General features: G+C 44.5%; 18 protein-coding genes and 1 rRNA gene. 15 read left to right on the forward strand and 4 right to left on the reverse strand.

The annotated features are described in order from the left end of the window. Positions 1–58 precede the first annotated feature (58 nt). The 4 genes from G458_RS0119110 (at position 59) to G458_RS0119125 (ending at position 8,518) form a co-directional block, all read left to right on the forward strand. Positions 59–1,129 (forward strand): efflux RND transporter periplasmic adaptor subunit, encoded by a 1,071-nt coding sequence (locus tag G458_RS0119110; protein WP_026953327.1) that lies wholly within the window; start codon positions 59–61, stop codon positions 1,127–1,129. Between the two features lie 3 nt (positions 1,130–1,132). Further along, entirely contained in the window at positions 1,133–4,177 is a 3,045-nt protein-coding gene (locus G458_RS0119115) for an efflux RND transporter permease subunit (protein ID WP_026953328.1), read from the forward strand. Continuing rightward, on the forward strand, positions 4,174–7,284 hold the full coding sequence (locus tag G458_RS0119120) for an efflux RND transporter permease subunit (protein ID WP_026953329.1): 3,111 nt from the start codon (positions 4,174–4,176) through the stop codon (positions 7,282–7,284). Before G458_RS0119115 ends, G458_RS0119120 begins: the two co-directional genes overlap by 4 nt. Before the next feature lie 61 nt (positions 7,285–7,345). After that, positions 7,346–8,518: a hypothetical protein gene (locus tag G458_RS0119125; protein WP_026953330.1), complete on the forward strand. Its 1,173-nt coding sequence runs from the start codon at positions 7,346–7,348 to the stop codon at positions 8,516–8,518. 270 nt (positions 8,519–8,788) lie between these two features. On the opposite strand, the gene G458_RS0119135 is transcribed toward G458_RS0119125, so the two are convergent. Next, a complete protein-coding gene (locus G458_RS0119135; protein ID WP_026953331.1) occupies positions 8,789–10,156 on the reverse strand; it encodes a Gfo/Idh/MocA family oxidoreductase in 1,368 nt (455 codons plus the stop codon). A gap of 285 nt (positions 10,157–10,441) precedes the next feature. Here G458_RS0119135 and G458_RS0119140 point away from each other — a divergent pair, with 285 nt between their 5' ends. The 4 genes from G458_RS0119140 to G458_RS0119160 all read left to right on the forward strand — a co-directional run bounded on the left by G458_RS0119140 (position 10,442) and on the right by G458_RS0119160 (position 16,792). Next, positions 10,442–10,870, forward strand: coding sequence for a hypothetical protein (locus G458_RS0119140; RefSeq protein ID WP_026953332.1), 429 nt, complete (start codon positions 10,442–10,444; stop codon positions 10,868–10,870). A gap of 156 nt (positions 10,871–11,026) precedes the next feature. After that, positions 11,027–12,115 (forward strand): efflux RND transporter periplasmic adaptor subunit, encoded by a 1,089-nt coding sequence (locus G458_RS0119150; RefSeq protein WP_026953334.1) that lies wholly within the window; start codon positions 11,027–11,029, stop codon positions 12,113–12,115. A 26-nt stretch (positions 12,116–12,141) separates the two neighbouring features. After that, the gene (locus G458_RS0119155) at positions 12,142–15,366 is read left to right on the forward strand and encodes an efflux RND transporter permease subunit (RefSeq protein WP_026953335.1); all 3,225 of its coding nucleotides are present in this window, start codon (positions 12,142–12,144) and stop codon (positions 15,364–15,366) included. Beyond that, positions 15,359–16,792: a TolC family protein gene (locus tag G458_RS0119160; RefSeq protein ID WP_026953336.1), complete on the forward strand. Its 1,434-nt coding sequence runs from the start codon at positions 15,359–15,361 to the stop codon at positions 16,790–16,792. Before G458_RS0119155 ends, G458_RS0119160 begins: the two co-directional genes overlap by 8 nt. 112 nt (positions 16,793–16,904) lie before the next feature. Here the strand turns inward: G458_RS0119160 and G458_RS22020 are convergent, their stop codons facing one another. The 3 genes from G458_RS22020 to G458_RS0119180 all read right to left on the reverse strand — a co-directional run bounded on the left by G458_RS22020 (position 16,905) and on the right by G458_RS0119180 (position 19,731). Beyond that, the gene (locus tag G458_RS22020; protein WP_245579297.1) at positions 16,905–17,147 is read right to left on the reverse strand and encodes a hypothetical protein; all 243 of its coding nucleotides are present in this window, start codon (positions 17,145–17,147) and stop codon (positions 16,905–16,907) included. 506 nt (positions 17,148–17,653) lie between these two features. Next, positions 17,654–18,733: an Ldh family oxidoreductase gene (locus G458_RS0119175; RefSeq protein WP_035468491.1), complete on the reverse strand. Its 1,080-nt coding sequence runs from the start codon at positions 18,731–18,733 to the stop codon at positions 17,654–17,656. Between the two features lie 56 nt (positions 18,734–18,789). Then, positions 18,790–19,731 (reverse strand): Ppx/GppA phosphatase family protein, encoded by a 942-nt coding sequence (locus G458_RS0119180; protein WP_026953339.1) that lies wholly within the window; start codon positions 19,729–19,731, stop codon positions 18,790–18,792. Between the two features lie 194 nt (positions 19,732–19,925). On the opposite strand from G458_RS0119180, the gene G458_RS0119185 reads away from it, so the two are divergent. From G458_RS0119185 to G458_RS0119220, 7 genes are all read left to right on the forward strand, one after another. Beyond that, a complete protein-coding gene (locus G458_RS0119185) occupies positions 19,926–21,509 on the forward strand; it encodes an acyl-CoA carboxylase subunit beta (RefSeq protein WP_026953340.1) in 1,584 nt (527 codons plus the stop codon). Between the two features lie 41 nt (positions 21,510–21,550). Continuing rightward, the gene (locus G458_RS0119190; RefSeq protein WP_035468493.1) at positions 21,551–21,919 is read left to right on the forward strand and encodes a four helix bundle protein; all 369 of its coding nucleotides are present in this window, start codon (positions 21,551–21,553) and stop codon (positions 21,917–21,919) included. A gap of 59 nt (positions 21,920–21,978) precedes the next feature. Continuing rightward, a complete protein-coding gene (locus G458_RS0119195; RefSeq protein WP_026953342.1) occupies positions 21,979–23,046 on the forward strand; it encodes a M42 family metallopeptidase in 1,068 nt (355 codons plus the stop codon). Between the two features lie 73 nt (positions 23,047–23,119). Beyond that, complete coding sequence (locus G458_RS0119200) at positions 23,120–23,890, forward strand: ABC transporter substrate-binding protein (protein ID WP_026953343.1); 771 nt, start codon at positions 23,120–23,122, stop codon at positions 23,888–23,890. 157 nt (positions 23,891–24,047) lie between these two features. Continuing rightward, positions 24,048–24,812: a 3-keto-disaccharide hydrolase gene (locus G458_RS0119205; protein ID WP_026953344.1), complete on the forward strand. Its 765-nt coding sequence runs from the start codon at positions 24,048–24,050 to the stop codon at positions 24,810–24,812. After that, positions 24,809–25,405, forward strand: a complete 597-nt coding sequence (locus G458_RS0119210; protein ID WP_026953345.1) for a 3-keto-disaccharide hydrolase — start codon at positions 24,809–24,811, stop codon at positions 25,403–25,405. Before G458_RS0119205 ends, G458_RS0119210 begins: the two co-directional genes overlap by 4 nt. 519 nt (positions 25,406–25,924) lie before the next feature. Then, positions 25,925–26,153, forward strand: a 16S ribosomal RNA gene (locus G458_RS0119220); the annotation flags it as partial.

Raw genomic sequence — 26,153 nt, forward strand, 5'->3', positions numbered from 1 at the left:
ATTTTAGATTAGGATTTTATTAAACTATCTTAGTTCAATTACTCCCAACTCGTACCCCATGCGTTTTTTAGACCCAATCTTATTGCTTTGTTTTTTGGCACTATTCTCCTGCTCCGAAGCGAAGCAAGACTCCCAAGAAATCCCCTCGGAAACCTTCCGAAATGAGGTCTCTGCCACCGAAGTTCGGGTGGCCCAAGCCGAACGAAAAAGTTTTGATTACCTGATCAATGCCACTGGCAAGTTGGAGGCTCTCTCCGAGGTTAAGGCCCTCGTGGAGCGAGAAGGCTACTTGGAAAAGGTCCAAGTACTCGAAGGGCAATTTGTCCAAAAAGGTCAAGTCATCGCTACCTTCGACCGTCGGGAGGCAGAGTTTGCGCTGGATAAAGCCAAAATCAATCTCATCAAAGCCCAATCGGAATTGGAGGTCTTGAAAGTCCAATTCCAACTCGCTTTGGAATCCAAGGATCCTCAGGTGGTGAAGACTGTCCAAGAGCGGATCCGGGTTAACTCCGGGCTTTCCTTGGCGGAAGTGGAGCTCAAAGAAGCCGAACTGAATCTGGCAAGATGCGAAGTCCGTGCCCCAGTCTCCGGGCGGATCGCCAATATCAAGTTCAAAGAAGGCAGTTTAGTTACCAAAAATGCGGAGTTTGCCGAGATCCTGTCTACGGATCAGCTTTTGCTCCGGGTCAAAGTGCTGGAATCTGACGTTCCCCTGATTTCGTCCAGCCAAAAAGCTGAGATCTATCCCATCTCTGACCCTCAAAATGCCCTTCAAGGGACTGTTTTGGCCATCAATCCCAAGGTGGATGAGAACGGGTTAGTAGAGGTGACCTTGCGTTTGGCAACTTCTAAAAATCTCCTGCCCGGCATGAATGCCAGAGCGATCATCCGCGCTCCTCAAAGCAATAGTTTGGTGGTCCCCAAAGATGCAGTGGTCTTCCGATCTGGAAGAGCAGTGGTCTTTACCGTAGAAAACGGGAAAGAATCCAAGTGGAATTATGTGGAAGTTGGCCGGGACAATGGCCGGGAGATCGAAGTATTGGATGGAATCCCCGAAAACGCCACTGTGATCACCAGCAATAATCTCCAGTTGGCTCATCAGGCTCCGGTCAAAATCGTAACTGAGTAAGGGATGATTCGATTTTTGCTGGAGCGGCCCATTGCGGTATTGATGTCTTTTTTGGCCCTGTTGGTATTCTCAGGGATCGTTTTGCGCTTGTTGCCGATTTCTCTTTTGCCTCCGATCGACGTTCCCCAGATCGTAGTCAAGGTCACTTATCCCAATGCTTCCCCAGAATCCATCGAGCAGAATGTCCTTCAACAAGTCCGTGAGGGTCTGATCACGCTCAATGGCCTGGAGGAAATGGAAAGCAAGGCAGGCTCCGAAATCGGGACGGTTCGGCTGACTTTCGATTATGGCACCCGAATGGAATTGGCGTATATCGAAGTCAATGAAAAGATCGACCGCCTGACCAATTCCCTTCCCAAGGATCTTCCACGTCCCGAGGTGATCCGGATAAATACTTCCGATATCCCCGTCGCCCGAGTCCAAGTGATCCCCAAAGCCAATTCGGATGCCGTGGAGGTGAGTTTGCTCACGGAGAATGTGCTGAAAAAGCGGATTGAGCAGTTGCAGGGAGTCTCTTTGGTGGATATCAACGGGAAGCGGGAGCGGATTATTTCCGTGCAGCCCAACTTGGAAGCTTTGGCGGCTTTGCGGATGACTCAGCAAAATCTGATCGAAGCCGTGCAGGCCGGAAATGCCGAACTTCCCGGGATTTCGGTCAAGGATGGTCAGTTTCGCTATTTCCTGAGATTGGCCACCCGGGTGGATACCCCGGAAGACATTGCAGCTTTGCCAGTCAGATCTCCCAATGGAACTATTGTCCCTCTGGTAAGAGTGGCCCAGGTGCGCTATGAAACTCAGGAAATGTTGGGCTATCATCTGTTTGGAATGGAAGAGGGCTTGGTCATCACGGTTCACAAACAGGCTTCCGCCAAAATGAACGAATTGATCCCCGAGCTGAAAAAGTCCTTGGACTATTTCCGGGAGGACTACCCTCAGGTGGAGTTTGCGCTCACTCAAGATCAAAGCAACCTCCTCAATGCCGCTATTTCCAATTTGGGGACCAGCTTGTTGTTTGGGGGGATTTTCGCCTTTGCCGTCTTGTTTTTGTTCATCAAAGATTTTCGGATTCCCCTGATTATGGGGATTAGTTTGCCGACTTCTCTCCTGATCAGCTTTCTGGTTTTCTACTTTTTCGATATCTCCATTTCCATCATTTCCCTTTCCGGCTTGGCTTTAGGAATCGGGATGCTGATTGACAATGCGATCATTGTGCTGGACAACATCACCCGGAAGCGGGAGTCTGGGCTTCCTCTTTTCGAAGCCTGTGTGCAGGGCGCCAACGAGGTGATGGGGGCTTTAGTGAGTTCTGTACTCACCACTTTAGCGGTATTTGTTCCGCTCGTGTTCTTGAGTGGGATTTCGGGAGCCTTGTTCTACGATCAGGCAGTCGCAGTGGCAGCTATCCTTTCTGTTTCCCTTTTGGTGGCCTTTGTGCTCTTGCCCTTGTTGTATTGGTTGATTTTCAGGGTGGGAAAAAGTGATTCCAGCAAAGGAGAACCCGTGCTTTTTCAGCGGGTTTTGGGGGTATATGAGCGAGGATTCGAGTGGATTTTCCTTCGGAAAAAAGTGGCATTGATCGGATTTTTGATCTTGATTCCTGTAGGCATGGGTTTGGGCTGGGTGTTGAAAACCACCGGTTTGCCGGAACTGGAAAAAACGGATGCCACGCTGGAGATCGACTGGAATGAACCGATATCTGCTGCCCAAAACCGGGACCGCATGCTCCAACTTATATCCGGCTTGGAGACCTTTGCCCAGGCGGAGGCCGATGTAGGGGTGAGGCAGTTCTTGCTTTTTGACGGAGACAATTCCATCCAAAAATCCCTGCTATATCTCCTTTTTTCCTCAGAAACTGAAAAAGACCAACAATTGGAAATCCTCAGAACCCGGATAGGGAAGGAATATCCTCTGGCCACTTTTGTTTTGGGGGATGCCCCGAATGCCTTTGATCAGTTGTTCAGTTCCAGCATGCCGTATTACGAAGTCAGATGGAAGGATTTGACTCAGAAAAAACCGATCCCTGCTTCCCAAATGAAGCCCTGGCTGGAGGATTTCCCGGAGAAAAACTGGGTTCCTGGTCCGGGTTTGCAGGAAGAAAGTTCAGTTATTTTCAGTCTGCTAGCTGACAAACTTGCCCTGTACCAAATCCCCGTGGAAAATGTTCAGGATCAGCTTTCCAAATTGTTCGGGGTTTTTACCATTACAGATATCCGGCGATTTGGGGAAGTGACGCCGATTCGCCTCCGGGAAAATCAGGGGCGATTTGAGGATTTGCTTCGGAATACTCGGGTTTATGCCTCGGACAGTACTTCTTATCTGCTGGGAGAGTTTGTGGATTATCGCTACGCTGATCAATACAAATATGTCACCGCAGACCGGGGAGGCATTTACCAAAGCTTGGAGATCAGGGCTGAAAATCCGGATAAAAACCGAAAAGCCTATTTGGATTGGGGGATTTCCAAAAATCTCGGGGTAGATGTCAAAGGGCAGTATTTCAAAGATCTGGAAAACGTCCGCCAACTCATTGCCATTCTCGGGATTTCAGTTTTGCTGCTTTACTTCATTCTGGCGGCCCAGTTTGAGAGTTTCGTGCAGCCCTTGATTGTGGTGTTTACCCTGCCCTTAGGGATCGGAGGGGCATTTTTGATTCTCCTGCTGACAGGCTCGACTTTGAATGTGATGTCGGCGATTGGTTTGGTAGTGATGCTGGGGATCATGGTGAATGACGCGATCCTGAAGATTGATACCATTAACCGGCTGAAGGTTCAGTTTTCATTGGAAAAAGGCCTGAGTGGATTTCCACTTTTGGAGGCGGCACTCCATGAGGCCGGAAAAATCCGGCTCAAGCCCATTTTGATGACTTCGATCACGACGATTTTGGCTTTGATTCCGATTATTTTCAGTTCGGGATTGGGTGCGGATCTGCAAAGGCCCTTGGTGTATGCGGTGATTGGAGGTTTGACGATTGGAACGTTGACGGCATTGTATTTCGTGCCGCTGATGTATTGGTTTTTGGAGGTGACGGTAGGCAAAAAGGAAAAGCTATGACACCATTCCGGGTTCTGATTGCTTTTGTGGTTTTGGGAATTCTGGGCTTCGCCACAGTTCCCTTGCTATCCGTGGATTTGAATCCCAGAGAGCGGGAACCTGTACTTTCAATCAGCTTTTCTATCCCGCAGTCTTCTCCTGAAATAATCGAAAAACTGGCAACCTCTCCGCTGGAAGGAGCTTTTTCTCAGTTGACCGAACTGAAAAAGATCGAGTCGGTCTCCAATTATGACCGGGGTTCCATCACGCTTCGCTTCGACAAAAAGGCGGACATGGAGCTGAAAAAATTTGAGGTACTGGCACTGATTCGCCAGGTCTATCCCAAACTGGACGAGCGCCTGAGCTATCCGGTGGTTACCCAAAGTGCCCAATCCCGTTCTGATTTCAAAACCCCGATTTTGACCTATAGCGTGAATGGGCCTTTTGCATCTTTTGAGATCCGTAAAATCACCGAAGATGTTCTAAAGCCCGCCGTGACCCGCTTCGCAGAAGTAGAGGAGGTTCAAGTCAGAGGGGCTAACGAATTGCAGCTGTTTGTCACCTTCGATGTGCAAAAAATGCAGGCTTTTGGCATCAGCCGGGCTATGCTCCAGCAAAGAATCGCCACGGCTTTTGGGCAAAAGTACCCGGGTACCGTGTTCAATTCCCGGGGAGAGACCTTGTTTGTGACATTGGATCGAAAACTCCATGACCTGGAGCAGTTGGAAAATCTGATGGTTGCCCAAGTTTCAGGGAAGGAGATCCGCCTGAGAGACTTGGCCAAGGTCTCTTTGGAAGAAGCCAAGCCCATCAATTTTTACCGGATCAACGGGAATAATTCCGTCACCCTGAGCATTTACAACCGGGATGGGGTGAATAAGGTGCTCTTGGCGAAGGAGCTGAAAAGCTCCCTCGAAGCTGCCAAAATCAATCTTCCCGCGGGTACCGAACTTCGATTGGAGAACGACGATACCGAGTTTTTGGAGAAGGAACTCAACAAAATCTACCAGCGATCCGGCTTGTCGATTTTGATCCTGATCGCCTTTATTTTCCTGATTAACCGCAATTGGAGATACCTCAGCATTCTGTTTTTGGGGATTGTAATCAACTTGAGTTTGACATCCATGATCCTCTATTTTTTGGGAGTAGATATTCATTTGTACTCCATTGCAGGTCTGACGATCAGCTTTGGCTTGGTAGTGGACAATGCGATCGTGATGATCGATCACCTGCATAAATACCGAAACCGAAAGGTATTTCTGGCCTTACTGGCGGCTTCTTTGACCACCGTTGCTGCCTTGCTGTTGGTGCTCTTGCTGCCGGAGGAGGATCGAAGAAATCTCACAGAATTTTCCATTGTGGTATCGGTCATGCTGGGGGTGAGTTTGTTGGTGGCTTTGTTTTTCACCCCGGCTTTTTACCAGGTTCTTTTCGGAGAAAAGCAAAAACAAGGAAGAAAACTGACCCTTTCCCAACTCCGAAATAGAGTTGGCTGGATGAATCGCTATGAGCGAATGATCGGTGGAACGGCCCGTTTTCGAAAGACATTTCTTTTCGGAGTGTTGCTGCTATTTGGTACTCCGATTTTTTTCTTGCCCTCCAAATGGGAAGGGCAGGAGTGGTACAATAAAACGGTGGGCAATACCTTTTACCAGGAAGAAATCCGGCCCTATGTGGATAAGGCACTGGGTGGATCTTTGCGGATGTTTGTCCGGGGAGTGTATGAGAAAAGTTCCTATCGGGAGCCAGAAAAAACCCGCTTGTATGTGACGGCAAGGCTTCCTTTTGGGAATACGCTGGAGCAGATGGACTTTATCATGCGGGAGTTTGAGGAGTATCTGAAAGGGGTGGGGGGAATTGATCAGTTTGTGACCCAAGTAGTCTCCGGACAATACGCTCAGATTGTGATTACCTTCAAAGAAGCCTATGAAAGAGGAGCATTGCCCTATCAGCTCAAGGGAAAATTGTCTGTGAAATCCACTGATTGGAGTGGAGCCCAGTGGAATATTTATGGGGTCGGACAAGGCTTTTACACCGGAGGTGGAGGGGATCAGATTCCTTCTTTCCGGGTGGAAATGAAAGGCTACAATTTCGATGAACTCGAGCGTCAATCCGCCAAACTGGCCGAAAAGCTCCTTCGTCACAAGCGGATTCAGACCGTGAATACCAACGAACGGCTGAACTATTACGAACAAAAAACCCAGGAGTATGTCCTCAGGTTGGATCAGACTCAAATTGCCTTGGGGGGAACTTCCCAGTATGAATTGGTGAATACGCTGCAGGATCTCTCGGAATCTCAGCGACCCTCGACCTATCTGAATCTTGCCGACCAAAATTATGGAGTGATCATTCAGGAAAAACAGGCTCCTGCTTTTTCCAAATACGATCTGGAGCAAAAAAGCCTGATCAGTGGGGAAGAAAAAATTGTAAAAATCTCTGATTTTGGGTCATTAAATCTGGAAACGACCACCAATGCCCTGCATAAAGAAGATCGGCAGTATATCCGGATCGTTTCTTTTGAATACATGGGTTCGGCTAAGTTTGGAAATGAATATCTGGAGGAAGTCCTGAAAGAACAGAAAGCCGAAATGCCGATCGGATACGAAGCCAAAAAGCAGGAATGGTCCTGGAACAGTGCCCAAGCCAAGCGGCAATATGGGTTGTTGGCATTATTGATCGTGGGAATTTTCTTTATCTGTACGATTCTATTCGAAAATTTCCGACAGCCCTTTTTGATCATCTTCTTGATTCCGATCAGCTTTATCGGGCTGTTTTTGATTTTCTCTTTGTTTGACTTCTACTTTGACCAGGGCGGTTATGCCGCTTTTGTGATGCTGGGAGGACTAGCCGTCAATGCCGGGATTTTTATTCTGAATGATTTCAATAACCGGAAGCAAGGCCTGTTCAATCGAAATTTGCTGAAATCCATCGCCGGAAAAGCTATCCCGATTTTGCTGACTGTGCTTTCTACTTGCTTTGGATTGATCCCGTTTTTGATTGAAGGGCAAAATGAAATCTTTTGGTTTTCCTTGGCAATCGGGACTATCGGTGGATTGGTATTTAGTCTGCTGGGAGTATTCTGGATTTTGCCTGTGATGATGTGGAGGAAGGTGAAAAAACTAGCATAAATATAAATTGGGCTTGGTTGACCTTTTTTTAAATCAATTCAAGGATTTATAAGAAAACACTATGAGACAAGTATTTATTTTTGGGATTCTTACTTTGGGGATTTGGAGTTGTGGTGAGGAAAAAAGTGTGGGAGAAGCCTCCGGATTTGAAGTGGAATTGGAATGGGTGGATTCGGTCGTGGTAGATTCTTTTTATGACTTGACCCTTGCGGCGGTAGATGCCGGGGATGGACGAATGATATTCAAAGACCGTTCATTGAACCTGATCCTTTTGACCGATTTAAAAGGGGAGATTTTAGATACATTAGATATTAAGGGAGAAGCTCCCAATCAGGTTGCATTGCCGGTAGAAATGATTTTCGATCAAGGAAATCTGATAGTGAAAGATCTGGAAGGCGGGATGCCATTAAATTTTTTCAACCAAGATTTTAAGATTATTCAGCAAAGCCCTCCTTTGTCATTAGGCACCTTTATAATTGAATTTAATCTCTACAAAGTCAGTTTTTCTCTCTTTCGATCTAATGGAAAGACGCTTTTAGTGGGCACTGAGGCAAATTCAATTGAACCTGAAATTAGAACAAATAGCTGGCAAATGGGGGAATTTTATTCTCATGCAAAAGCAGGATTTGTCTATGACTCGGAATCGGACTCACTTTGGAGGTTCAATTCTTTCCCGGAAAACTGGGGCCACAGAAAAGCAGGAGAATGGAAAGGGTATGTATTCCCTTTTGTGCAAGCCTTGGAAATGCAGGGATTAATTGGGATTTTACCTCCCGTTGGGAATCAGTTTTTTCTGTATCGATGGGAAAATCAACAGTTGATTCCTGTGAAAGAATCACTCATAAGCCATCCTGACCGAAATGATCGGCTTGACTTTAATCCAAATGATGATTATTTTCTTTACCCCAGTTTTTCTGACCTTAAAGCTGGAAGCCAATATTTTTTGATCCAATTCCATACAGAGATTCCTGTGGCGGTAAGAGATGAATATCAAGCCAGAAATCCGAATTATAGGAATGATCCAGAATTCAACGAGGCCTTTAAAAAGTATTGGAAATACAAGTACATTATAGTAAATCAGTTTGGGGAGAGCTTCCCATTGAAGGATTTACCTATTCAAGGAAACGTCCACTATTTTGACAAAAATGATATGCTCTATATCAAACCCAAATCCGAAGTGGAAATGGATTACAATGTTTTTTACAGGTATAAAGTTAAATCCCCAGAAAGCTGATTCTACTAATGAATTAATGCTTTACTGAGAGAGAATTATCCTCGATATTTTAAAATATCGAGGATAAAAATTTAATTCTTGGGTAGCTTGTCCTAAAGTCTTATCCCTGCAATTTTAAAATCCAATTTTAAAATTGCAGGGATAAATAATGAAATTTCAATATTTATTTGATTGGCCTTGCAATGAAAAATCCCGGACAAGTCAATGTCCGGGATCTAATTTCAAATCTCAAATTTCAAACCCTTGTGCTGAGCTCGCCGAAGCATCCGATTAGACCTTGTCCGGTTCCGGATGCACATAAGGTGCCCGATAAGGCCTGCGAAGTTTGGCAGTAGCTTCAGGATCGCCGATAACTGTTCTGGTTTTCGGATCGTACTTGATCACTCTTCCGCCCAGATCCATGGAGATATTTGCCAGGATACAGGAAGCCGTAGAGATATGTCCTTCTTCCACGTCTGCGATGGGCAAAGTGTCTTTTTCCACGGCATTCAGCCAATCTTTCATGTGGAGACGGGTAGCAGGAGCTGCATTTAACTCTATTCTTTCTTCGGTCACATCCTCTGGATACTGTTCTTTTTCCAATACCAAGTCAAACATGATTTTCTCTTTTCCTTCCCCATAGGGTACAAATTCGGCTTTCATGGTACTGCCAGCGAGGTAGCCTTTTTCTCCGAATATCTTGAAAGCCCAAGGATACTCTGGATCCACTGGATTTCCCCAGGTGCGGTGCTGCCAGACGACATTGAGTTCAGGGTATTCGAAGATGGCAGTTTGGGTATCGGAAATGTTGGATTTCCCTTCTTTTTGGACAAAAATCCCCCCTGTTGAGGTGATTTGTGTCGGCCAACCCAGCTTGAGCATCCAGCGAACGGTGTCCAACATGTGTACACACATGTCTCCGGTGATTCCGTTTCCATATTCGATGAAGGTTCTCCACCATCGGATATGTGGCAATCCATCATACGGACGAAGTGGAGCAGGTCCAGTCCAAAGGTCATAATTGAAAAAATCAGGAACCGGCTCAACGGGAGGATTTCCATTGGCGCGCATATGGAAATAGCAGCAAATCTCCGCATGGGAAATTTTGCCTAGAAGCCCTTTATCAATCACCTCTTTTTTGGCCGTGATCAAGTGTGGGGTACTTTTTCGCTGAGTACCGATTTGGACTTTTTTCTTGTATTTGCGGGCAGCGGCTAAGATGGCTTCGCCTTCGATGACATCCACAGAAATGGGTTTCTGTAAGTACACATGAGCTCCGGCTTTCAGGGCATCAATGGCCATCAAGGCATGCCAGTGATCCGGAGATCCGATTAGAACAAATTCCGGCTTCTCCTTAGCAAGAAGCTCTTTGTAATTTTCGTATAAAGGAGGGATTTTCCCGGATTTTTGGCGGGTGGCCACCAGATCTCCGGCGGCTTTCAGGATATTTTTATCTGGGTCACAGAGTCCGACGACTTCGACATCTGCTACTTGGATCAAACGGAAAAGGTCCGATTTGCCATACCATCCGGTTCCGATTAAAGCCACTCGGATTGGGCCAGCTTGATCTTTGAAGTCCATTCCTAAAAGTCCAAAACTTGCCAAGGTGGCTAAAGCGGTGGATCCTTTCAGAAAATCTCTTCTGTTGAATTGATTCATAGGTTGTTGGGTTTAGAGACTTGTTGAATTTCAATTTACAAAAAGCCCTCTGAGAAGCAAATAAGCCCAGGACAAGAGGCGACAATGTCAGGGTGGATGGAAAAAAGGGTGATTCTATATCCTAAGGGCAATCTAGGGGTATGATTTTTTTAATGAAAAATTATGGTTTTTCGAACTGATATAAGGGTTTGTTGATTTTTCGTCAATGTGTTATTGGTTTGGTTAGAAAAAAAATAACTCAATAATTTTTGTCATTCGAAAAAAAGCCACATAGCTTTGTGATCGATGTCGAAGTATCTCGTTCGTTTTGCCCTCTCCTTTTCCGTAATCCTATCGATAGGATTTGGAAATATTTTTTCTGCCTACTCGCAGATTAGAGGTCTTCATGAGCAGACCAAAGAAGAGGTAGATCTTCAGCATCAAGTTCAGGAAATCATGACGTCCACTTTGGACCATGAAATTCTCAAAACCACAATTTTTTCTACAGGCAGTAAAGGACTGGCTTGTGAAACTGAGAATCTGGAAGAAAAGGATGAGATTCCTGTAAGCCGGTTGAAGTTTGCTGGAGCCGAGTCATTTCTTTCTGAGGTTTTCAAATCTCTCGTATTGGGAGATATCGAGTATTACACTACCAAAATCTTACATTTCTGTAAGCATTATTCCCCTCTATCCTCGCCAAGGATTCATTTGGTCATCCAAGTATTTCTGATTTAGGACTTTTTCAAAAGGCTGAATTTTAGTCTGCCTTTACCACAGCTTTCAATTGCGAGACCCAAAATCTGCCGCAAAGGGGGAGGTTTGTGAACTTTTCTATTCCTCGCTCTTTCGAGCAATTCATTAATCACTTCAGTACTTAAAAAGCATTTCAACATGAAAAGTAGAATTCTCATGGGCATGGGGCTAGCTGCTCTTTTGCTTCATGCAAGTTGTGAATCCAATCACCATGGCGGCGAGGAAGCAGGAACCTTCCTGGTCACCAGTCCAATCGAAAAAGACACGCTGATTTACAAGGAATATGTAAGTCAGGTGCATTCCATCCAGCACATCGAATTGAGGGCTTTAGAAAAAGGGTACCTCGAGAAAATCTATTTAGATGAAGGTCAGCGGGTCAAAAAAGGCCAGTTGATGTTTAAAATCATGCCTTTGATCTATCAAGCCGAAATGGAAAAGGCTAAGGCAGAGGCGAATTTCGTCGAAATAGAATACCTGAACACCAAGAGTCTGGCAGACTCCAATATCGTTTCTGCCAATGAATTGGCCTTGGCGAAAGCCAAACTGGCCAAAGCTAATGCAGAGCTAAATCTTGCGAATGCCCATTTGGGATTTACTGAGATCAGAGCCCCTTTTGACGGAATTATGGGACGATTCCAAGTCCGGTTGGGAAGTATGTTGGAGGAAGGGGAGCTGCTGACTACCCTGTCGGACAACAGCAACATGTGGGTGTATTTCAATGTCCCAGAGGCGGAATACTTAGATTTGGTGACAAGCAATTCTTTGGAGAACCTTCCCAAAGTGGTTTTTCAAATGGCTAATTCCCGCAATTTTCCCAATCCGGGAATAATTGAGACCATCGAATCTGACTTCAATAACGAGACCGGAAATATTGCCTTCCGGGCGACCTTTCCCAATGAAAAGAGCATCCTCCGACATGGAGAAACCGGAAATATCAAAATGCCGATTCCTCTCACCCAAGCGCTGATCATTCCGCAAAAAGCAACCTTTGAGATTTTGGATAAGAAGTATGTCTATGTCGTGACGGAAGACGGAACTGTCCAATCTCGAGAAATTCACATTTTGGCTGAAATGCCCCACCTTTTTGTGGTCAAGGATGGAATTACAGCTCAAGACAAGATTCTCATTGAGGGCTTGAGAAAGGTAGAAAACAATCAAAAAATCAAATTTGATTTTGTGTCTCAGGAGAAAGTCATCGCAGGCCTGAACAAGCTTCACGCTGAATAAAATTTCAATCTAAATCTTGAAAAAGGATGTTTAGTAAATTTATTCAACGGCCTGTCCTAGCGATAGCTATTTCTTTGGCCATCATCTTCTTGGGAATTCTGGCCATCAACACCCGGCCAGTATCCCAGTTTCCGGAAATTGCCCCTCCTAGGGTCAATATTTTCATTGCCTATCCCGGTTCCAGTGCGCAGGTACTGGTAGAGTCAACCCTCATTCCTCTGGAGCGAGCCATCAATGGAGTACAGGGTATGCAGTACATCATTTCCGATGCCACCAGTGCCGGAGAGGCCACTATTCAGGTGGTGTTTGAACCCGGAACTGATCCCAATGCTGCCGTAGTCAATGTAAAAACAAGGGTGGACCAGGTGATGAATAATCTTCCCCCTCTGGTACAAAGGGAGGGTGTAATCATTACCCCTATCCAGCCGAGTATGTTGATGTATGTCAACCTGTTTTCTACAGATAAGAATGCGGACGAGAAGTTTCTTTACAATTACGCCAATGTTCATATTCTTCCCGAACTGGCCCGTATTCCGGGAATGGGACGCGCCCAGATTTTGGGTAGCCGGCAGTATGCGATGCGGGTTTGGCTAAAGCCAGATCGGATGAGAGCCTACAATATTTCTACCGAGGAAGTATTGGAAGCCATCGATGAACAGAGCGTGATTGGACGTCCAGGGCGATTGGGCCAGGCATCCGGTAAGACCGCCCAATCTCTCGAATATGTGTTGACCTACAAGGGCCGATTCAACAAGCCGGAAGAATATGAGAATATTATTGTTAAAGCCAATCCTGAAGGAGAAATCCTGAAGCTGAAGGACATTGCGGAAGTGGAGTTGGGAAGTGAATTCTTTGATATTTATTCCAACAAGGATGGATATCCCGCTGCCTCCATGGTTTTGAAGCAAAACATCGGAAGTAATGCCAGTAAGGTCATCGAAGATGTAAAGCTCAAACTTAAAGAACTGGAGAAAGACTTCCCTCCGGGGATGAGTTACGAAATCAACTACGACGTGTCCAAGTTTGTGGATGCTTCTATCGATAAGGTCATGCACACCCTGCTGGAAGCCTTCGTGTTGGTGGCTTTAGTGGTATTCCTGTTTTTGGGTGACTGGAGATCTACCTTGATCCCAGCGATTGCAGTGCCGGTCTCCTTGATCGGAGCCTTTGTGTTCATGCAGGTTTTTGGACTGACGATCAACCTGATCACGCTTTTCGCCTTGGTACTGGCGATAGGAATTGTGGTGGATGATGCGATTGTGGTGGTGGAGGCTGTTCATGCCAAAATGGAAGAGGAGCATTTGTCACCCTATAAAGCCGTGAAAAAGGTTTTGGGTGAAATCAGTGGGGCTATCATCGCGATTACCCTGATTATGACGGCAGTCTTTGTTCCTGTTGCCTTTATGACTGGACCGGTTGGGGTATTCTATCGGCAGTTTTCGATCACCATGGCCAGTGCCATTGTGCTATCAGGGGTGGTGGCGCTGACTTTGACCCCGGTGCTATGTGCGATGATCTTGAAAAACAATCATGGTAAGCAGCGCAGGAAATCTCCGGTAGATAAGTTTTTGGATTGGTTTAATGGAAAGTTTGAAAAACTGACCGGCAAATACATAGGCCTACTCAAATTGATCGTCAACAGGAGGGTGGTCACTTGGGGTATGTTGGCGGCGTTTGCCTTCGGGATTTTCGCAGTGGACAAAACCCTCCCTTCCGGATTTATTCCCAATGAGGACCAAGGGATGATTTATGCCATCATCCAGACTCCTCCGGGATCTACCTTGGAACGTACCAATGAGGTGTCGAGGGAACTACAGAAAATCGCAGAGGAGATCGATGGGATTCAATCTGTGTCTTCTCTGGCAGGGTATGAAATCCTGACCGAAGGCAGGGGATCCAATGCGGGTACCTGTTTGATCAACTTAAAGGACTGGTCTCAGCGTCATCACTCGGTGCATGAGGTGATCGAGGAGCTCGAGGAAAAAACCAAGGATTTGGGTGCAGTGATCGAGTACTTTGAGCCTCCTGCAGTTCCGGGATATGGTTCTTCTGATGGATTCTCCCTACGAATGTTGGATAAAAACAGCACCATAGATTACCAGGATTTTGACAAAGTCAATGCGGATTTTATGGCCGAATTGAAGAAAAGGCCGGAATTAACCGGACTATTCACCTTTTTCGCAGCCAATTATCCGCAGTATGAGCTGATCATTGACAATGAGCTGGCGATGCAAAAAGGAGTCTCCATCGGTAAAGCCATGGAAAACCTAGACGTCCTGATCGGCAGTACTTACGAGCAGGGTTTTATCCGTTTTGGAAACTTCTTTAAGGTTTACACCCAATCTGCTCCGGAATACAGAAAGCTGCCCAGCGATATCCTCAACCTGTTTATCAAGAGTGAACATGGGGAAATGGTGCCTTACTCCTCTTTTATGCGGATGGAAAAAACTCAGGGACCAAACGAAATCACTCGATTTAATCTGTACACTTCTTCTTCCATCAAAGGGGTGCCTGCTCCGGGGTATACGAGTGGGGATGCGATCCAAGCGATTCGTGAAGTGGCCGAAAAGACGCTTCCCAATGGCTATGATATTGCCTGGGAAGGGCTTTCCTATGATGAATCCCGAAGAGGGAATGAAGCGATTTATATTTTCGTAGTCGTTTTGATCTTCGTGTATTTGGTTTTGGCTGCCCAGTATGAAAGCTTCATCATCCCCTTGGCGGTAGTCTTTTCTCTTCCAGCCGGGGTATTTGGTTCTTTCCTGTTGCTGAAGTCTATGGGCTTGGCCAATGACATCTATGCCCAAATCGGTTTGATCATGCTGGTAGGGCTTTTGGGTAAAAATGCGGTGTTGATCGTGGAGTTTGCTGTTCAGAAACATCAGCAAGGATCTTCTGTTTTGGATGCTGCTATTGAAGGAGCCAAAGTCAGGTTTCGGCCGATTTTGATGACCTCTTTTGCCTTTATCGCTGGTTTGATTCCTTTAGTGATTGCTACTGGTCCAGGAGCGATCGGTAACCGCACCATCGGATCTTCCGCCTTAGGAGGGATGCTGTTCGGAACCATTTTCGGAGTAATTATCGTACCGGGGCTCTATTACATATTTGGCAGTTTGGCGGAAGGTCGAAAGTTGATTCGGGATGAAGACGAGACTCCACTGAGCGAATTTGATAGCCAATCCCGGAAGGAGTCAGCTATCCTGAAAAAAATCAAAAAATTACTGTCCAAAAATGCCATCAGTCATGAGTAATACAAGCATCAAAAAGTCTTTGGTTTTTGCTATCCTGATCCTTTTGGTTTGGGGCTGTAAAGTTTCCGAGACTTCCCTAAAAACCGAAAATAAGGCCGTACCTATAAGTTTTGGCCAAACTTCTGCCTCAGAGGAAGCAGAGCTAAAGCCCTGGAAAAGTCTGTTTACAGATCCTTACCTGATCGCTCTCATCGATACGGCATTGGTACATAATCAGGAATTGAACATCCTGCTACAGGAAATCAACATTGTCAACAATGAAGTGAGAGCCAAGAAAGGGGAATATCTTCCTTTTGTCGATTTACAAGCAGGAGGGGGAATGGACAAGGTAGGTCGATACACCCGGGATGGGGTAGTGGAGGCCAACCATGAGATTAAAGAAGGGAAGGAATTTCCCGAGCCTTTATCCGATGTGATGGTTGGAGCCTTTGCTTCTTGGGAACTGGACGTTTGGAAAAAGCTCAGAAACGCCAAGAAGTCTGCGGTATTCAATTACCTATCTTCCGTGGAAGGGAAAAATTTCATGGTGACCCAAATGGTCGCCGAGATCGCCAATTCCTATTTCGAATTGCTGGCATTGGACAATCAACTGGAGATTCTGAACCAGAACATCGAAATCCAGACCAATGCCCTTCAGATTGTAAAAATGCAAAAGGAAGCTGCAAAAGTGACGGAGTTAGCGGTGAAGAGATTCGAAGCAGAGGTGGCGAAAAATAAAAGCCTGATCTACCTGATACACCAACAGATCACGGAAGAGGAAAACAAGATCAATTTGCTTTTAGGAAGATTTCCTCAACCCATTCTAAGGAATTCAGGAGCTTTTCAAAGCTTAATTCCCAAGCGAATTGAAGCTGGCCTTCCTTCTCAGCTACTCGCCAACCGTCCGGATATCCGGCAAGCAGAACTGGACCTGGAAGCCGCCAAGCTGGATGTAAAAGTGGCCAAAGCAAACTTTTACCCCCAATTCAGGATTACGGCCGGGTTGGGATTTCAGGCTTTCAATCCCAAGTATCTGGTGACAACCCCTGAGTCTTTGATCTATTCTTTCGCGGGAGATTTGGTCGCTCCATTGATCAACAGAAATGCGATCAAGGCGCATTACAATTCAGCTACAAGCAAGCAGGTGCAGGCTGTGTTTAATTATGAGCGAAGCATTTTGAATGGATATTTGGAAGTGGCGAATCAGCTTGCCCTGATTTCCAATTTGGAGAAAAGTTATGCGCTGAAAACCCAACAGGTGGAGGCTTTGACTTCTTCCATTTCGATTTCCAACAATCTCTTTAGATCAGCAAGGGCCGATTACATGGAAGTATTGCTGACCCAGCGAGATGCTTTGGAAGCTAAGTTGGAATTGATTGAAACCAAGAGAGATCAGCTGCATGCCTTGGTAAATGTCTATCAGGCACTTGGAGGGGGATGGAATTGATGATAAGTATAATCCGGGACTGACCGGATAGATCTAAACTGAGTGATTAACTTGAATCAAAAACCGTCTTGCAGCGTTGTGGGGCGGTTTTTTTATAAAAATTTCAGATTTTTTAGCTGAGATTTTCTAAATCATCAAGGTCTTTCGATCGATTAGATGCCCTTTTAGCCTTTAGCAAATCGTTTTTGTGTAGGGTTCTAATTTGTAGGCCTGCATCCTCATAAATTTTTGATTGTAGGAATGCCTGATCAAAGTCTAGGCCTTTTACTTCCGTCATAATGTCAATTGCCACTGGAGATTTTCCATAAGAAAAAACGTTCCATTCAGGATGGAATAAAAAATTTGTCTCTGTCATATCAAATACGGGCATTCCAAAATGGGAAAATGCTTTTTCTAGCCTCTTGTAATTTTCTTTGGTTTTCCGAACCCAAATGTCCAAGTCACCGGTAGTTCTGGATTAGCCATGGATGATAACTGAAAATTCTCCAACTAGAATGTATTCTACATTTTGGTTATTTAGGGCATTTAGGAATTCTCTAAAATCTTCTTGAAAAATATTTCCCATTACTTTCTGACCTTGATCTGAAAAAAAGTCTTGTCCATCCTTGGGGGATTTTCTAAATCAAATCCGTATGCAATGCTATTTAAATATTGATGAATTTGAATTCGTTCTTGCCAAGTCAGAATTCGGTGTTCTTGGCCATAGTTAAATTGCTCAGAAGCATTTCGTGCTTGAAATTTAGTTCTGTCCAGTTTATATTTTTTAGGAGAATTGCTCATTAGAATTCAATTTAGGGAATTCGATCTAGTAAAATCAATTCTCGAATCTGAAATTCTAATTCCGAAATCCCAAATCCGAAATTAAAACCTCACCCCAAACTTTTCCCCCAGAGCGGTCAAATCTTGAACCACTGGGTCCAACAAAGGAATTCCTTCTTTCATCCGAATGGTTTCGAGTTCTCTTTCCGGATCACCGGGGATAATTACTTTCTCGTTCCCAGGAGTAGTTTCCGCAGATCGGAATCTTCGGATCCAATTGTCCATGTGGGATTTGAATTCATCAGCCGGGCGAAAGGCATCTACCCGCATGGCTCCAAAAAAGTGACCGATTCCTTCTCCGACTAGATTGGGAAGAGGATCGAGGAAGGCTACAAAAGGAGGGACCCAAGGACCATAATTTGCCCCGGAAAGGACAGCAGAGAAAATGTCCACAATTGAACCCAAAGCATACCCTTTATGCGAACCGTGCTCCCGGTCACCTCCTAAAGGCAGCAGTGCTCCTCCGTCTTTGACTCCATTGGCGGAAACGGTGGGATTTCCTGTTTTATCCTGAACCCAGCCACTTGGGGTATCCTGTCCCTTTCTTTGCAAGATTTCCAGTTTTCCGTTGGCGGCTGTGGTCGTCGCCATATCGGCTACGAAAGCTGGTTCTTCATTAGCCGGAATTGCCACAGAGATTGGGTTTGTTCCCAAAAGTCTTTCTCTTGAAAAAGTCGGAGCGACTAATGGACTGGCATTGGTCAGAGAAATACCAATCATATCATGCTGCAAAGCCATCATGGCGTGGTAGCCTGCAATCCCATAATGATTGGAGTTTTTGACAGAAACCCAGCCAGTGCCTACATTTTTGGCTTTTTCTATAGCCACCTGCATCGCAAATGGAGCAACCACTAGACCGAGTCCGCTATCTCCATCTACCACTGCTGTGGAAGGAGTTTCATAGACGACCTTCATTTGTGGCTTGGGATTGATTCTTCCTTTTTCCCAAAGTCTCACATAACCTGAAAGTCTAGCCACTCCATGACTATCTACTCCTCTTAGATCTGCAGAAAGCAAAACCTCTGCTCCAATTTTTGCATCTGCCTCGGGACATCCGATTTTCATCAGCATTTCGAAGGTAAAACGGAAAAGTTGGTCGTAGGAAAAGGTTTGCAAGGCCATGGAATTCAGTAATCTTAATAGGTGTATAAGGATCTAAGCTAAAGAGGGGATTGATTTTACTTGACTGGATTTTCTGCAAGTAATCTGGAAACGGCCCCTTCTTTCAGGGAATAATGAGAGCAGATGATTTCATTCACTGGAACATACCGCAAAATAAACTCAATCAGACAGCTAGCCACTACAATCATATCTACCCGCATGGCGATCATGCCGGGGATCTTGAGACGCTCTTCCCTATTTTTGGAGATTAACATTTTAAATATCTTTTCAAAATCTTCCCTAGGAAGTTCAAAAACATGCTGCCCGGTGAGTTTGCACTGGAGCATTGACTCAAAATAGATATCGGTGAGGGTGTCGAAAGTACCAGAAGCACCTACCAGACCTGTGGGTTGATAGCGGCGAATAGCATCCAAAAGAGGCTGAAGTTTTTCTTCGCAATAAGCCTCCAACTTTTCAACTTCCTCGGGCAATATCGGATCATGGTAATGGTAAGCGTCCAGCAACCGCTGTCCACCAATTTCGAAGCTTCTTTTCCATAAAACCTCCTGTGAGGTCCCGATGATGAACTCCACCGATCCTCCTCCAATATCCATCATAAGATTCACATGTCCGTTGAGCGAACCCGAAAGGCTGATCCCCTCATAAATGAGCTGGGCTTCTTCCTCTCCGGAAATGACATGAATATCAATGCCGATATCTTCTTTGACTTTTGACACAAAGTCCTGTCCGTTTTCAGCATTCCGGACTGCTGAGGTAGCAAAAGCAAAAACCTGATCGATTTGTTCTCCATCGATCAGGTTTTTGAAATGTTTTAAGGTATGAAAAGCTCTTTTTTGAGCATCTGGAGCAAGTTGATTTTGGCTGATTCCACCCTGTCCCAGTTTTACCGGAATTTTCTCTTTATAGATAGTTTTAAAATCCACACCGTTAAGTTCCACCAATAAGAGATGGAAGGTATTGGTGCCCATGTCTATCACTGCTGCCTTTCGGGTACTCATATCTTTTCAGCCAAAATTTTTGGATGGGCGAATATAGAAAGTTTTTGAAAAGTTCAAGGGGCGCCCAATTAATCCTATTCTGGGAATTGCTTAAAAAGCAATAGAATACAGATAGGCAATTTTCCAATCTTCCAATTTTTCAATTTTCCAATCCAATCAAGGGGCTATATTTGAGGACTCTTTTATAATAAACTATGACAGATCAGAATAAACCCATCTATACCTCATCGAGCAACGAACAGAAACTCGAAATTTTAAAACGTAAAAATGAAGAAGCCCTAAAAGGTGGAGGGGACGCCAGAATCGCCGCCCAGCATAAAAAAGGGAAACTATCGGCCCGGGAGCGGATTGATTTGCTTTTGGACGAAGGCACCTTTCAGGAGATTGACAAATTCGTCATGCACAGATCCAAGGATTTTGGTCTGGATAAAGAACATTATCTAGGAGATGGTGTAGTAACCGGCTATGGAGAAATCAACGGGCGGTTAGTTTATGTTTTTTCTCAGGATTTCACGGTTTTTGGTGGATCTCTTTCCGAAACTCATGCAGAAAAAATCTGCAAAATCATGGACATGGCCATGAAAAATGGAGCTCCTGTGATTGGATTGAATGACTCTGGAGGAGCCAGGATTCAAGAAGGCGTAAATTCCTTGGGAGGCTATGCGGATATTTTTTACCGAAACACCTTGGCTTCCGGTGTGATCCCACAGATTTCTGCGATCATGGGGCCTTGTGCAGGGGGAGCCGTTTATTCCCCAGCGATTACGGATTTTATCCTGATGGTGGAAAATACTTCATACATGTTTGTGACAGGACCTAATGTGGTAAAGACAGTTACTCAGGAAAATGTCACTGCCGAAGAGTTAGGTGGCGCCTCTGCACATAGCACCAAGTCTGGTGTGACTCATTTTGCCTGTGCCAATGAAGTAGAAGCACTGAATCACATCAAAAGATTGCTGAGCTACATCCCACAGAATTGCGAGGACCAGGCTCCAGTCTATCCATATGAGCTGAAAAAAGACGAGACCCGTAAGATTTTAGATACTTTGGTCCCTGAAAATCCAAACCACCCCTATGATATGCGTGATGTCATTCGGGGGATCGTGGACGAGGAGTCATTCTTGGAGGTCCATGAAAATTATGCCGACAATATTGTAGTGGGCTTTGCCAGGATCGCAGGCAGAAGTATCGGGATTGTCGGGAATCAGCCCCAATCCATGGCCGGAGTATTGGATAACCATGCTTCGATCAAAGCCGCCAGGTTTGTGAGATTCTGCGACAGCTTTAATGTTCCCTTGCTAGTATTGGTGGATGTGCCAGGTTTTTTACCGGGAACTGATCAAGAGTGGAATGGAATTATTGTCAATGGAGCAAAACTGCTCTATGCTTTTTCAGAGGCTACTGTTCCAAGAATCACGGTCATTACCCGAAAAGCTTATGGAGGAGCCTATGATGTAATGAACTCCAAGCATATCGGAGCGGACATGAACTATGCCTGGCCAACTGCAGAAATTGCGGTCATGGGAGCCAAGGGAGCTTCTGAGATTATTTTCAAAAAGGAAATCGCGGAAGCAGAAGATCCAGAAGCCAAGCTCCAGGAAAAAGTGGATGAATACACGGCCAAGTTTGCCAATCCTTACAGAGCCGCTCACAGAGGGTTCATAGATGAAGTAATTTTCCCTTCCGAAACCAGAATCAAACTCATCAAAGCCTTCAAAATGCTGGAAAACAAAGTGGATAAGCTGCCAAGGAAGAAACACGGGAATATTCCGCTTTGAGTTTATCAGTTACTAGTTATTGGTTATTGAAAATTCGAATTATGGAGATTAGCTCGTTTGAAAACCTAGAGGTATGGAAGAAGGGGAGAGAACTTCGAATTTTCGTTTCTGGACTTTGTAAGAAATTTCCAAGTCAGGAGAAATACGCGCTTACTTCTCAGACTTTGAGATCTTCACGATCAGTTACTAATAACATTGCTGAAGGATTTGGAAGGTTTCACTTTCAAGAAAACATTCAATTTTGTCGTGTAGCAAGAGGTTCTTTGACAGAGACCTTGGATCATTTGATAATTGCGAGAGAAGAAAACTATATCACAAATGAAGAACTTGGTGATTTCCGAATATTATACAATGACACTCTTAAATTGCTAAACGGCTACATAAAGTATCTCAAAAGCCAGTTAAAATAACCAATAACCAATAACCAATAACCAATAACCAATAACCAATAACCAATAACTCAACCTAAATGAAAGAGCCAACTTCCTTTCTCACCACCTATCTCAACAACGCATCCCCAACAGGTTTTGAAGCCTCTGGGCAGCAGATTTGGTTGGACTATATCCGGCCTTTTGTAGACACTTATTTCACCGACAATTATGGAACTGCCGTGGGAGTAATCAATCCTGAGGCAGAATATAAAGTTGTCATCGAGGCCCATGCCGATGAGATCAGCTGGTTTGTGAATTACATCAAGGACGATGGGTATATCTATGTTCGCAGAAATGGAGGATCGGATCATATGATTGCTCCTTCCATGCGCGTGAACATCCATACTGATAAGGGCATTATTCCTGGAGTATTTGGGTGGCCTGCGATTCATGTTCGGAAAGAGGGAAAAGAAGATGCGCCTACTTTGGACAATATCTTTATCGATGTCGGAGCAAGATCCAAGGCAGAGGTTGAGGAAATGGGCATCCACGTGGGTTGCGTGATTACTTTTAAGGATGAGCTCATTGATTTAAATGGGAAGTTCTGGTCAGGACGAGCTTTGGACAATAGAATCGGTGGTTATATGATAGCCCAAGTGGCCAGAAGAATAAAGGAGTCCAAGAAAAAACTTCCTTTTGGATTGTATGTAGTGAATGCCGTTCAGGAAGAAATTGGACTTCGGGGAGCGGAAATGATTGCTCATCGGATCAAACCGAATGTGGCCATAATCACAGACGTTTGTCATGATACGACTGCTCCATTATATAATAAGGTGACCAGTGGAGATCAGACAGCCGGGAAAGGTCCTGTTTTGACCTATGGAGCTTCGGTTCATAAAAAGCTTTTGGATCTAATCATCGCAACAGCGAAAAAGAAAGATATCCCTTTCCAAAGAGCTGCAGCTTCAAGAAGTACTGGAACAGACACTGATGCTTTTGCCTATTCAAACGAAGGAGTTCCTTCAGCTTTAATTTCACTTCCCCTGAAATATATGCACACCACAGTGGAAACTGCCAGCAAGGAGGATATCGAGCAAGTGATTAATTTGATGTATGAGTTTTTGGTCGATTTCGATCCTAGCTTTGATTTCAGGTATATAAGTTAATAGTGTATTGGTTATTGAGATTAGGTCAAACTTTGGTCTATCCAATAACCAATAGCCAGTAACTTTTTTCCCGATGAAATTCACCGACCAACTTGACCGAACGATATTACTTCCCAGATCTCCCCAGCGGATCATTTCCTTGGTTCCTTCCCAGACAGAATTGTTGGTAGATTTGGGTTTGGAAGAAAGAATTGTGGGAGTTACTAAGTTTTGTGTCCATCCTTCTCATCTCAAAAAGACTAAAACTATTGTAGGAGGCACCAAAAATTACCGGATGGAAGTGATCGATTCCTTAAAGCCGGATTTGATTTTAGGGAATAAAGAGGAAAACGACCAAAAAGGAATCGAGGAACTGGCAAAGAAGTATCCGGTTTGGATGAGTGATATTTACCATTTGGAAGATGCCCTAGAAATGATCCAAAGGGTTGGGGAAATCACCGGTACAACTGAAAGTGCAATTCATATTTGCCAGAGAATTAAGGATTCATTTTTTTCTAAAATTCCCTCAAGAGGAAGCTGCATCTATTTGATATGGAATAATCCCATGATGGCAGCAGGGAAAAACACTTTTATCGACGATTTAATTAGGAGGGCTGGTTTTGAAAATTTGGTAACCAAGAACCGGTATCCAGAACTAGATTTGGAGGAAATCCAAAATTCTAAGCCAGACTATATTTTATTAAGCTCAGAACCCTATCCATTCAAAGAAAAGGAAGTGAAGAGTTTTCAGGCTATTTTTCCTCATTCCAAAATTTTGCTGGTGGATGGAGAGATGTTTTCGTGGTATGGTAGCCGCTTGTTGAAATCTGCCTCCTACTTCCTTGATTTGGACCAAGCCTTTTGAAGGTTCTCTCTAATTAATGAAAAAATGAATCATATTAATTAAACTTTAATAAAAAATTTAATTAACTTTTCTGCTTCGAAGATGGCTATATATGGAAAGCGAAGGCTCATTCAGTCATCTACGATTTGAAGTGAAAAGTTTAATAACCAAATAAACTATGATAAAAAAGTTTCTCCTGTTTGGAGCATTTGTGGCTATGGGTGTAGCCTGTGCCCCTAAATCTACTGAAGAAAATGTCGAGACGGCAGAGGAGGTAGTTGTTGTCCCAGACAACACGTTGACTGAAGATGAAAAATCAGAAGGATGGTTTTTGCTTTTTGACGGGACATCCATGGATGGTTGGAGAGCTTTCAATGGTGATTCCACTCCACCGAATTGGATCATTGAAGATGGAGCAATGAAAGGACTTGGTGCCACTGGGGGCGAAGATTTTGGGGGAGACATTGTGTTTGGACCAATGGAGTTCGAGGAATTTGAACTTGAATTCACCTGGAAAATCTCTCCGGGAGGAAATAGTGGGGTCTTTTATCACGTAGTGGAAGGGCCAAAATACAAGGCTCCTTATTATACTGGTCCGGAATATCAGGTGATTGATCAGTTAGGATTTGCTCAGCCTCTGGAAAAATGGCAGTCCATCGGTGCAGATTATGCGATGTATGAGCCGGATTACGAAGGAGCGGTAAAGCCAGCTGGGGAGTGGAACACGTCCAAGATTGTTTTTTCGACTAAAGGATCCAGTTATTGGCTTAATGGAAAGAAAACAGTAGAGTTTGTACCGTATTCTGAGGATTGGAATACCAGAAGAAACTCAGGAAAGTGGAATGATTTTCCAGATTATAAAATTGCGAAAAAGGGACTAATCGCCTTGCAGGATCATGGAGATGCTGTATGGTTCAAAAACATCAAAATAAAACCTCTATGAAAAAAATAATGATTATGGGGCTATTGCTCCTTATTGCCCAAGTGACCTTTGCTCAGAAAAAGAAAAAGCTATTCAATAGAAAAGACCTTACCGGATGGGTGATTTACGGAACTGAAAAATGGTACGTGGAAGATGGTTTGCTGATTTCTGAAAGTGGGCCAGACAAAGGGTATGGTTATTTGGGAACTGAGGAAAATTTTGATGATTTCGAGGTGACTTTGGAATTTAAACAGGAAGCCAATGGAAACAGTGGGGTTTTTATCCGGTCCACAGTGGATGGAACGAAGGTTTCTGGTTGGCAAGTAGAGGTTGCACCTCCAGGGCATGATACAGGTGGGATTTATGAATCCTATGGCAGAGGCTGGTTAATCAAGCCTGATCCGGAAAAAGACAAAGCGCTTAAATTCGGAGAGTGGAATAAAATGAAGATTGTGGTAAAAGGAAACCGAGTTACTTCCTATTTGAACGGACAGGAGATGGTTGATTTTGTGGATGACAAAATTGGAGAAGGAAAAGGAGGAATTCTGTTACAAATCCATGATGGAGGAGGTATAAAGGTATATTGGCGAAATATTGTGGTTAAACCACTTTAATTTTCAGAATAATTAGAAACCCAGGCCCTGTAGAGAAGTTCTGCAGGGCTTTTTTGTTTCTGAAAAAATTTATGTTTCATCATCAGCCAGTTACTGGAATTTTAAGGAAATTTCTTGCACTGCTCTTGCGTTGAAGAATAATCTCCCGATATTTGCACTCCCAATCGACGCAAACGGGGTCGAGGGAAAGCGGGAGGCGAGGCGAAAGGAGAGTGGGAAAGCTTTGAAAGTAGAGCATTGACAGGAGATTAAAAGCGGAGGAAAAAGAAAAAAAATATTTCAAATTTCTTCTTGCGGAGTAAAAAAGATCTCTTACCTTTGCAACCCTGTTCGGAAGGAACGGGGAATCCAAAACAGAAAAACGAGGATGGAATCAGGCCGGAGACGGCGGTTTTCAGACGAATCCGGGGAAGTCCGGAGTAAGTTCTTTGAAATGTTGTAAGGCAAAATAAAAACCTGAGGAAGGCGCGGGTATAACACTTAGGTGTTTTATCCTGTGTACTAACAAATAGACAATATACAATGGAGAGTTTGATCCTGGCTCAGGATGAACGCTAGCGGCAGGCCTAATACATGCAAGTCGAGCGGCAGTTGGGGGAGTAATACTTCAATGAGAGCGGCGCACGGGTGCGTAACGCGTATGCAACCTACCCTTTACAGGGGGATAGCCCGGAGAAATCTGGATTAATACCCCATGGCACTATTGATTGGCATCAAGAGATAGTTAAAGATTTATCGGTAAAGGATG

The sequence above is a fragment of the Algoriphagus mannitolivorans DSM 15301 genome, assembly GCF_000429425.1.
In the GTDB taxonomy this organism is placed as follows: Bacteria; Bacteroidota; Bacteroidia; order Cytophagales; family Cyclobacteriaceae; genus Algoriphagus; species Algoriphagus mannitolivorans.

What these genes read in the sequence shown, in the direction of transcription:
- G458_RS0119110 (WP_026953327.1), top strand. Translation starts at nt 59, where the DNA reads ATGCGTTTTTTAGACCCAATCTTATTGCTTTGTTTTTTGGCACTATTC.
- G458_RS0119115 (WP_026953328.1), top strand. Translation starts at nt 1,133, where the DNA reads ATGATTCGATTTTTGCTGGAGCGGCCCATTGCGGTATTGATGTCTTTT.
- G458_RS0119120 (WP_026953329.1), top strand. Translation starts at nt 4,174, where the DNA reads ATGACACCATTCCGGGTTCTGATTGCTTTTGTGGTTTTGGGAATTCTG.
- G458_RS0119125 (WP_026953330.1), top strand. Translation starts at nt 7,346, where the DNA reads ATGAGACAAGTATTTATTTTTGGGATTCTTACTTTGGGGATTTGGAGT.
- G458_RS0119135 (WP_026953331.1), bottom strand. Translation starts at nt 10,156, where the DNA reads ATGAATCAATTCAACAGAAGAGATTTTCTGAAAGGATCCACCGCTTTA.
- G458_RS0119140 (WP_026953332.1), top strand. Translation starts at nt 10,442, where the DNA reads ATGTCGAAGTATCTCGTTCGTTTTGCCCTCTCCTTTTCCGTAATCCTA.
- G458_RS0119150 (WP_026953334.1), top strand. Translation starts at nt 11,027, where the DNA reads ATGAAAAGTAGAATTCTCATGGGCATGGGGCTAGCTGCTCTTTTGCTT.
- G458_RS0119155 (WP_026953335.1), top strand. Translation starts at nt 12,142, where the DNA reads ATGTTTAGTAAATTTATTCAACGGCCTGTCCTAGCGATAGCTATTTCT.
- G458_RS0119160 (WP_026953336.1), top strand. Translation starts at nt 15,359, where the DNA reads ATGAGTAATACAAGCATCAAAAAGTCTTTGGTTTTTGCTATCCTGATC.
- G458_RS22020 (WP_245579297.1), bottom strand. Translation starts at nt 17,147, where the DNA reads ATGACAGAGACAAATTTTTTATTCCATCCTGAATGGAACGTTTTTTCT.
- G458_RS0119175 (WP_035468491.1), bottom strand. Translation starts at nt 18,733, where the DNA reads ATGGCCTTGCAAACCTTTTCCTACGACCAACTTTTCCGTTTTACCTTC.
- G458_RS0119180 (WP_026953339.1), bottom strand. Translation starts at nt 19,731, where the DNA reads ATGAGTACCCGAAAGGCAGCAGTGATAGACATGGGCACCAATACCTTC.
- G458_RS0119185 (WP_026953340.1), top strand. Translation starts at nt 19,926, where the DNA reads ATGACAGATCAGAATAAACCCATCTATACCTCATCGAGCAACGAACAG.
- G458_RS0119190 (WP_035468493.1), top strand. Translation starts at nt 21,551, where the DNA reads ATGGAGATTAGCTCGTTTGAAAACCTAGAGGTATGGAAGAAGGGGAGA.
- G458_RS0119195 (WP_026953342.1), top strand. Translation starts at nt 21,979, where the DNA reads ATGAAAGAGCCAACTTCCTTTCTCACCACCTATCTCAACAACGCATCC.
- G458_RS0119200 (WP_026953343.1), top strand. Translation starts at nt 23,120, where the DNA reads ATGAAATTCACCGACCAACTTGACCGAACGATATTACTTCCCAGATCT.
- G458_RS0119205 (WP_026953344.1), top strand. Translation starts at nt 24,048, where the DNA reads ATGATAAAAAAGTTTCTCCTGTTTGGAGCATTTGTGGCTATGGGTGTA.
- G458_RS0119210 (WP_026953345.1), top strand. Translation starts at nt 24,809, where the DNA reads ATGAAAAAAATAATGATTATGGGGCTATTGCTCCTTATTGCCCAAGTG.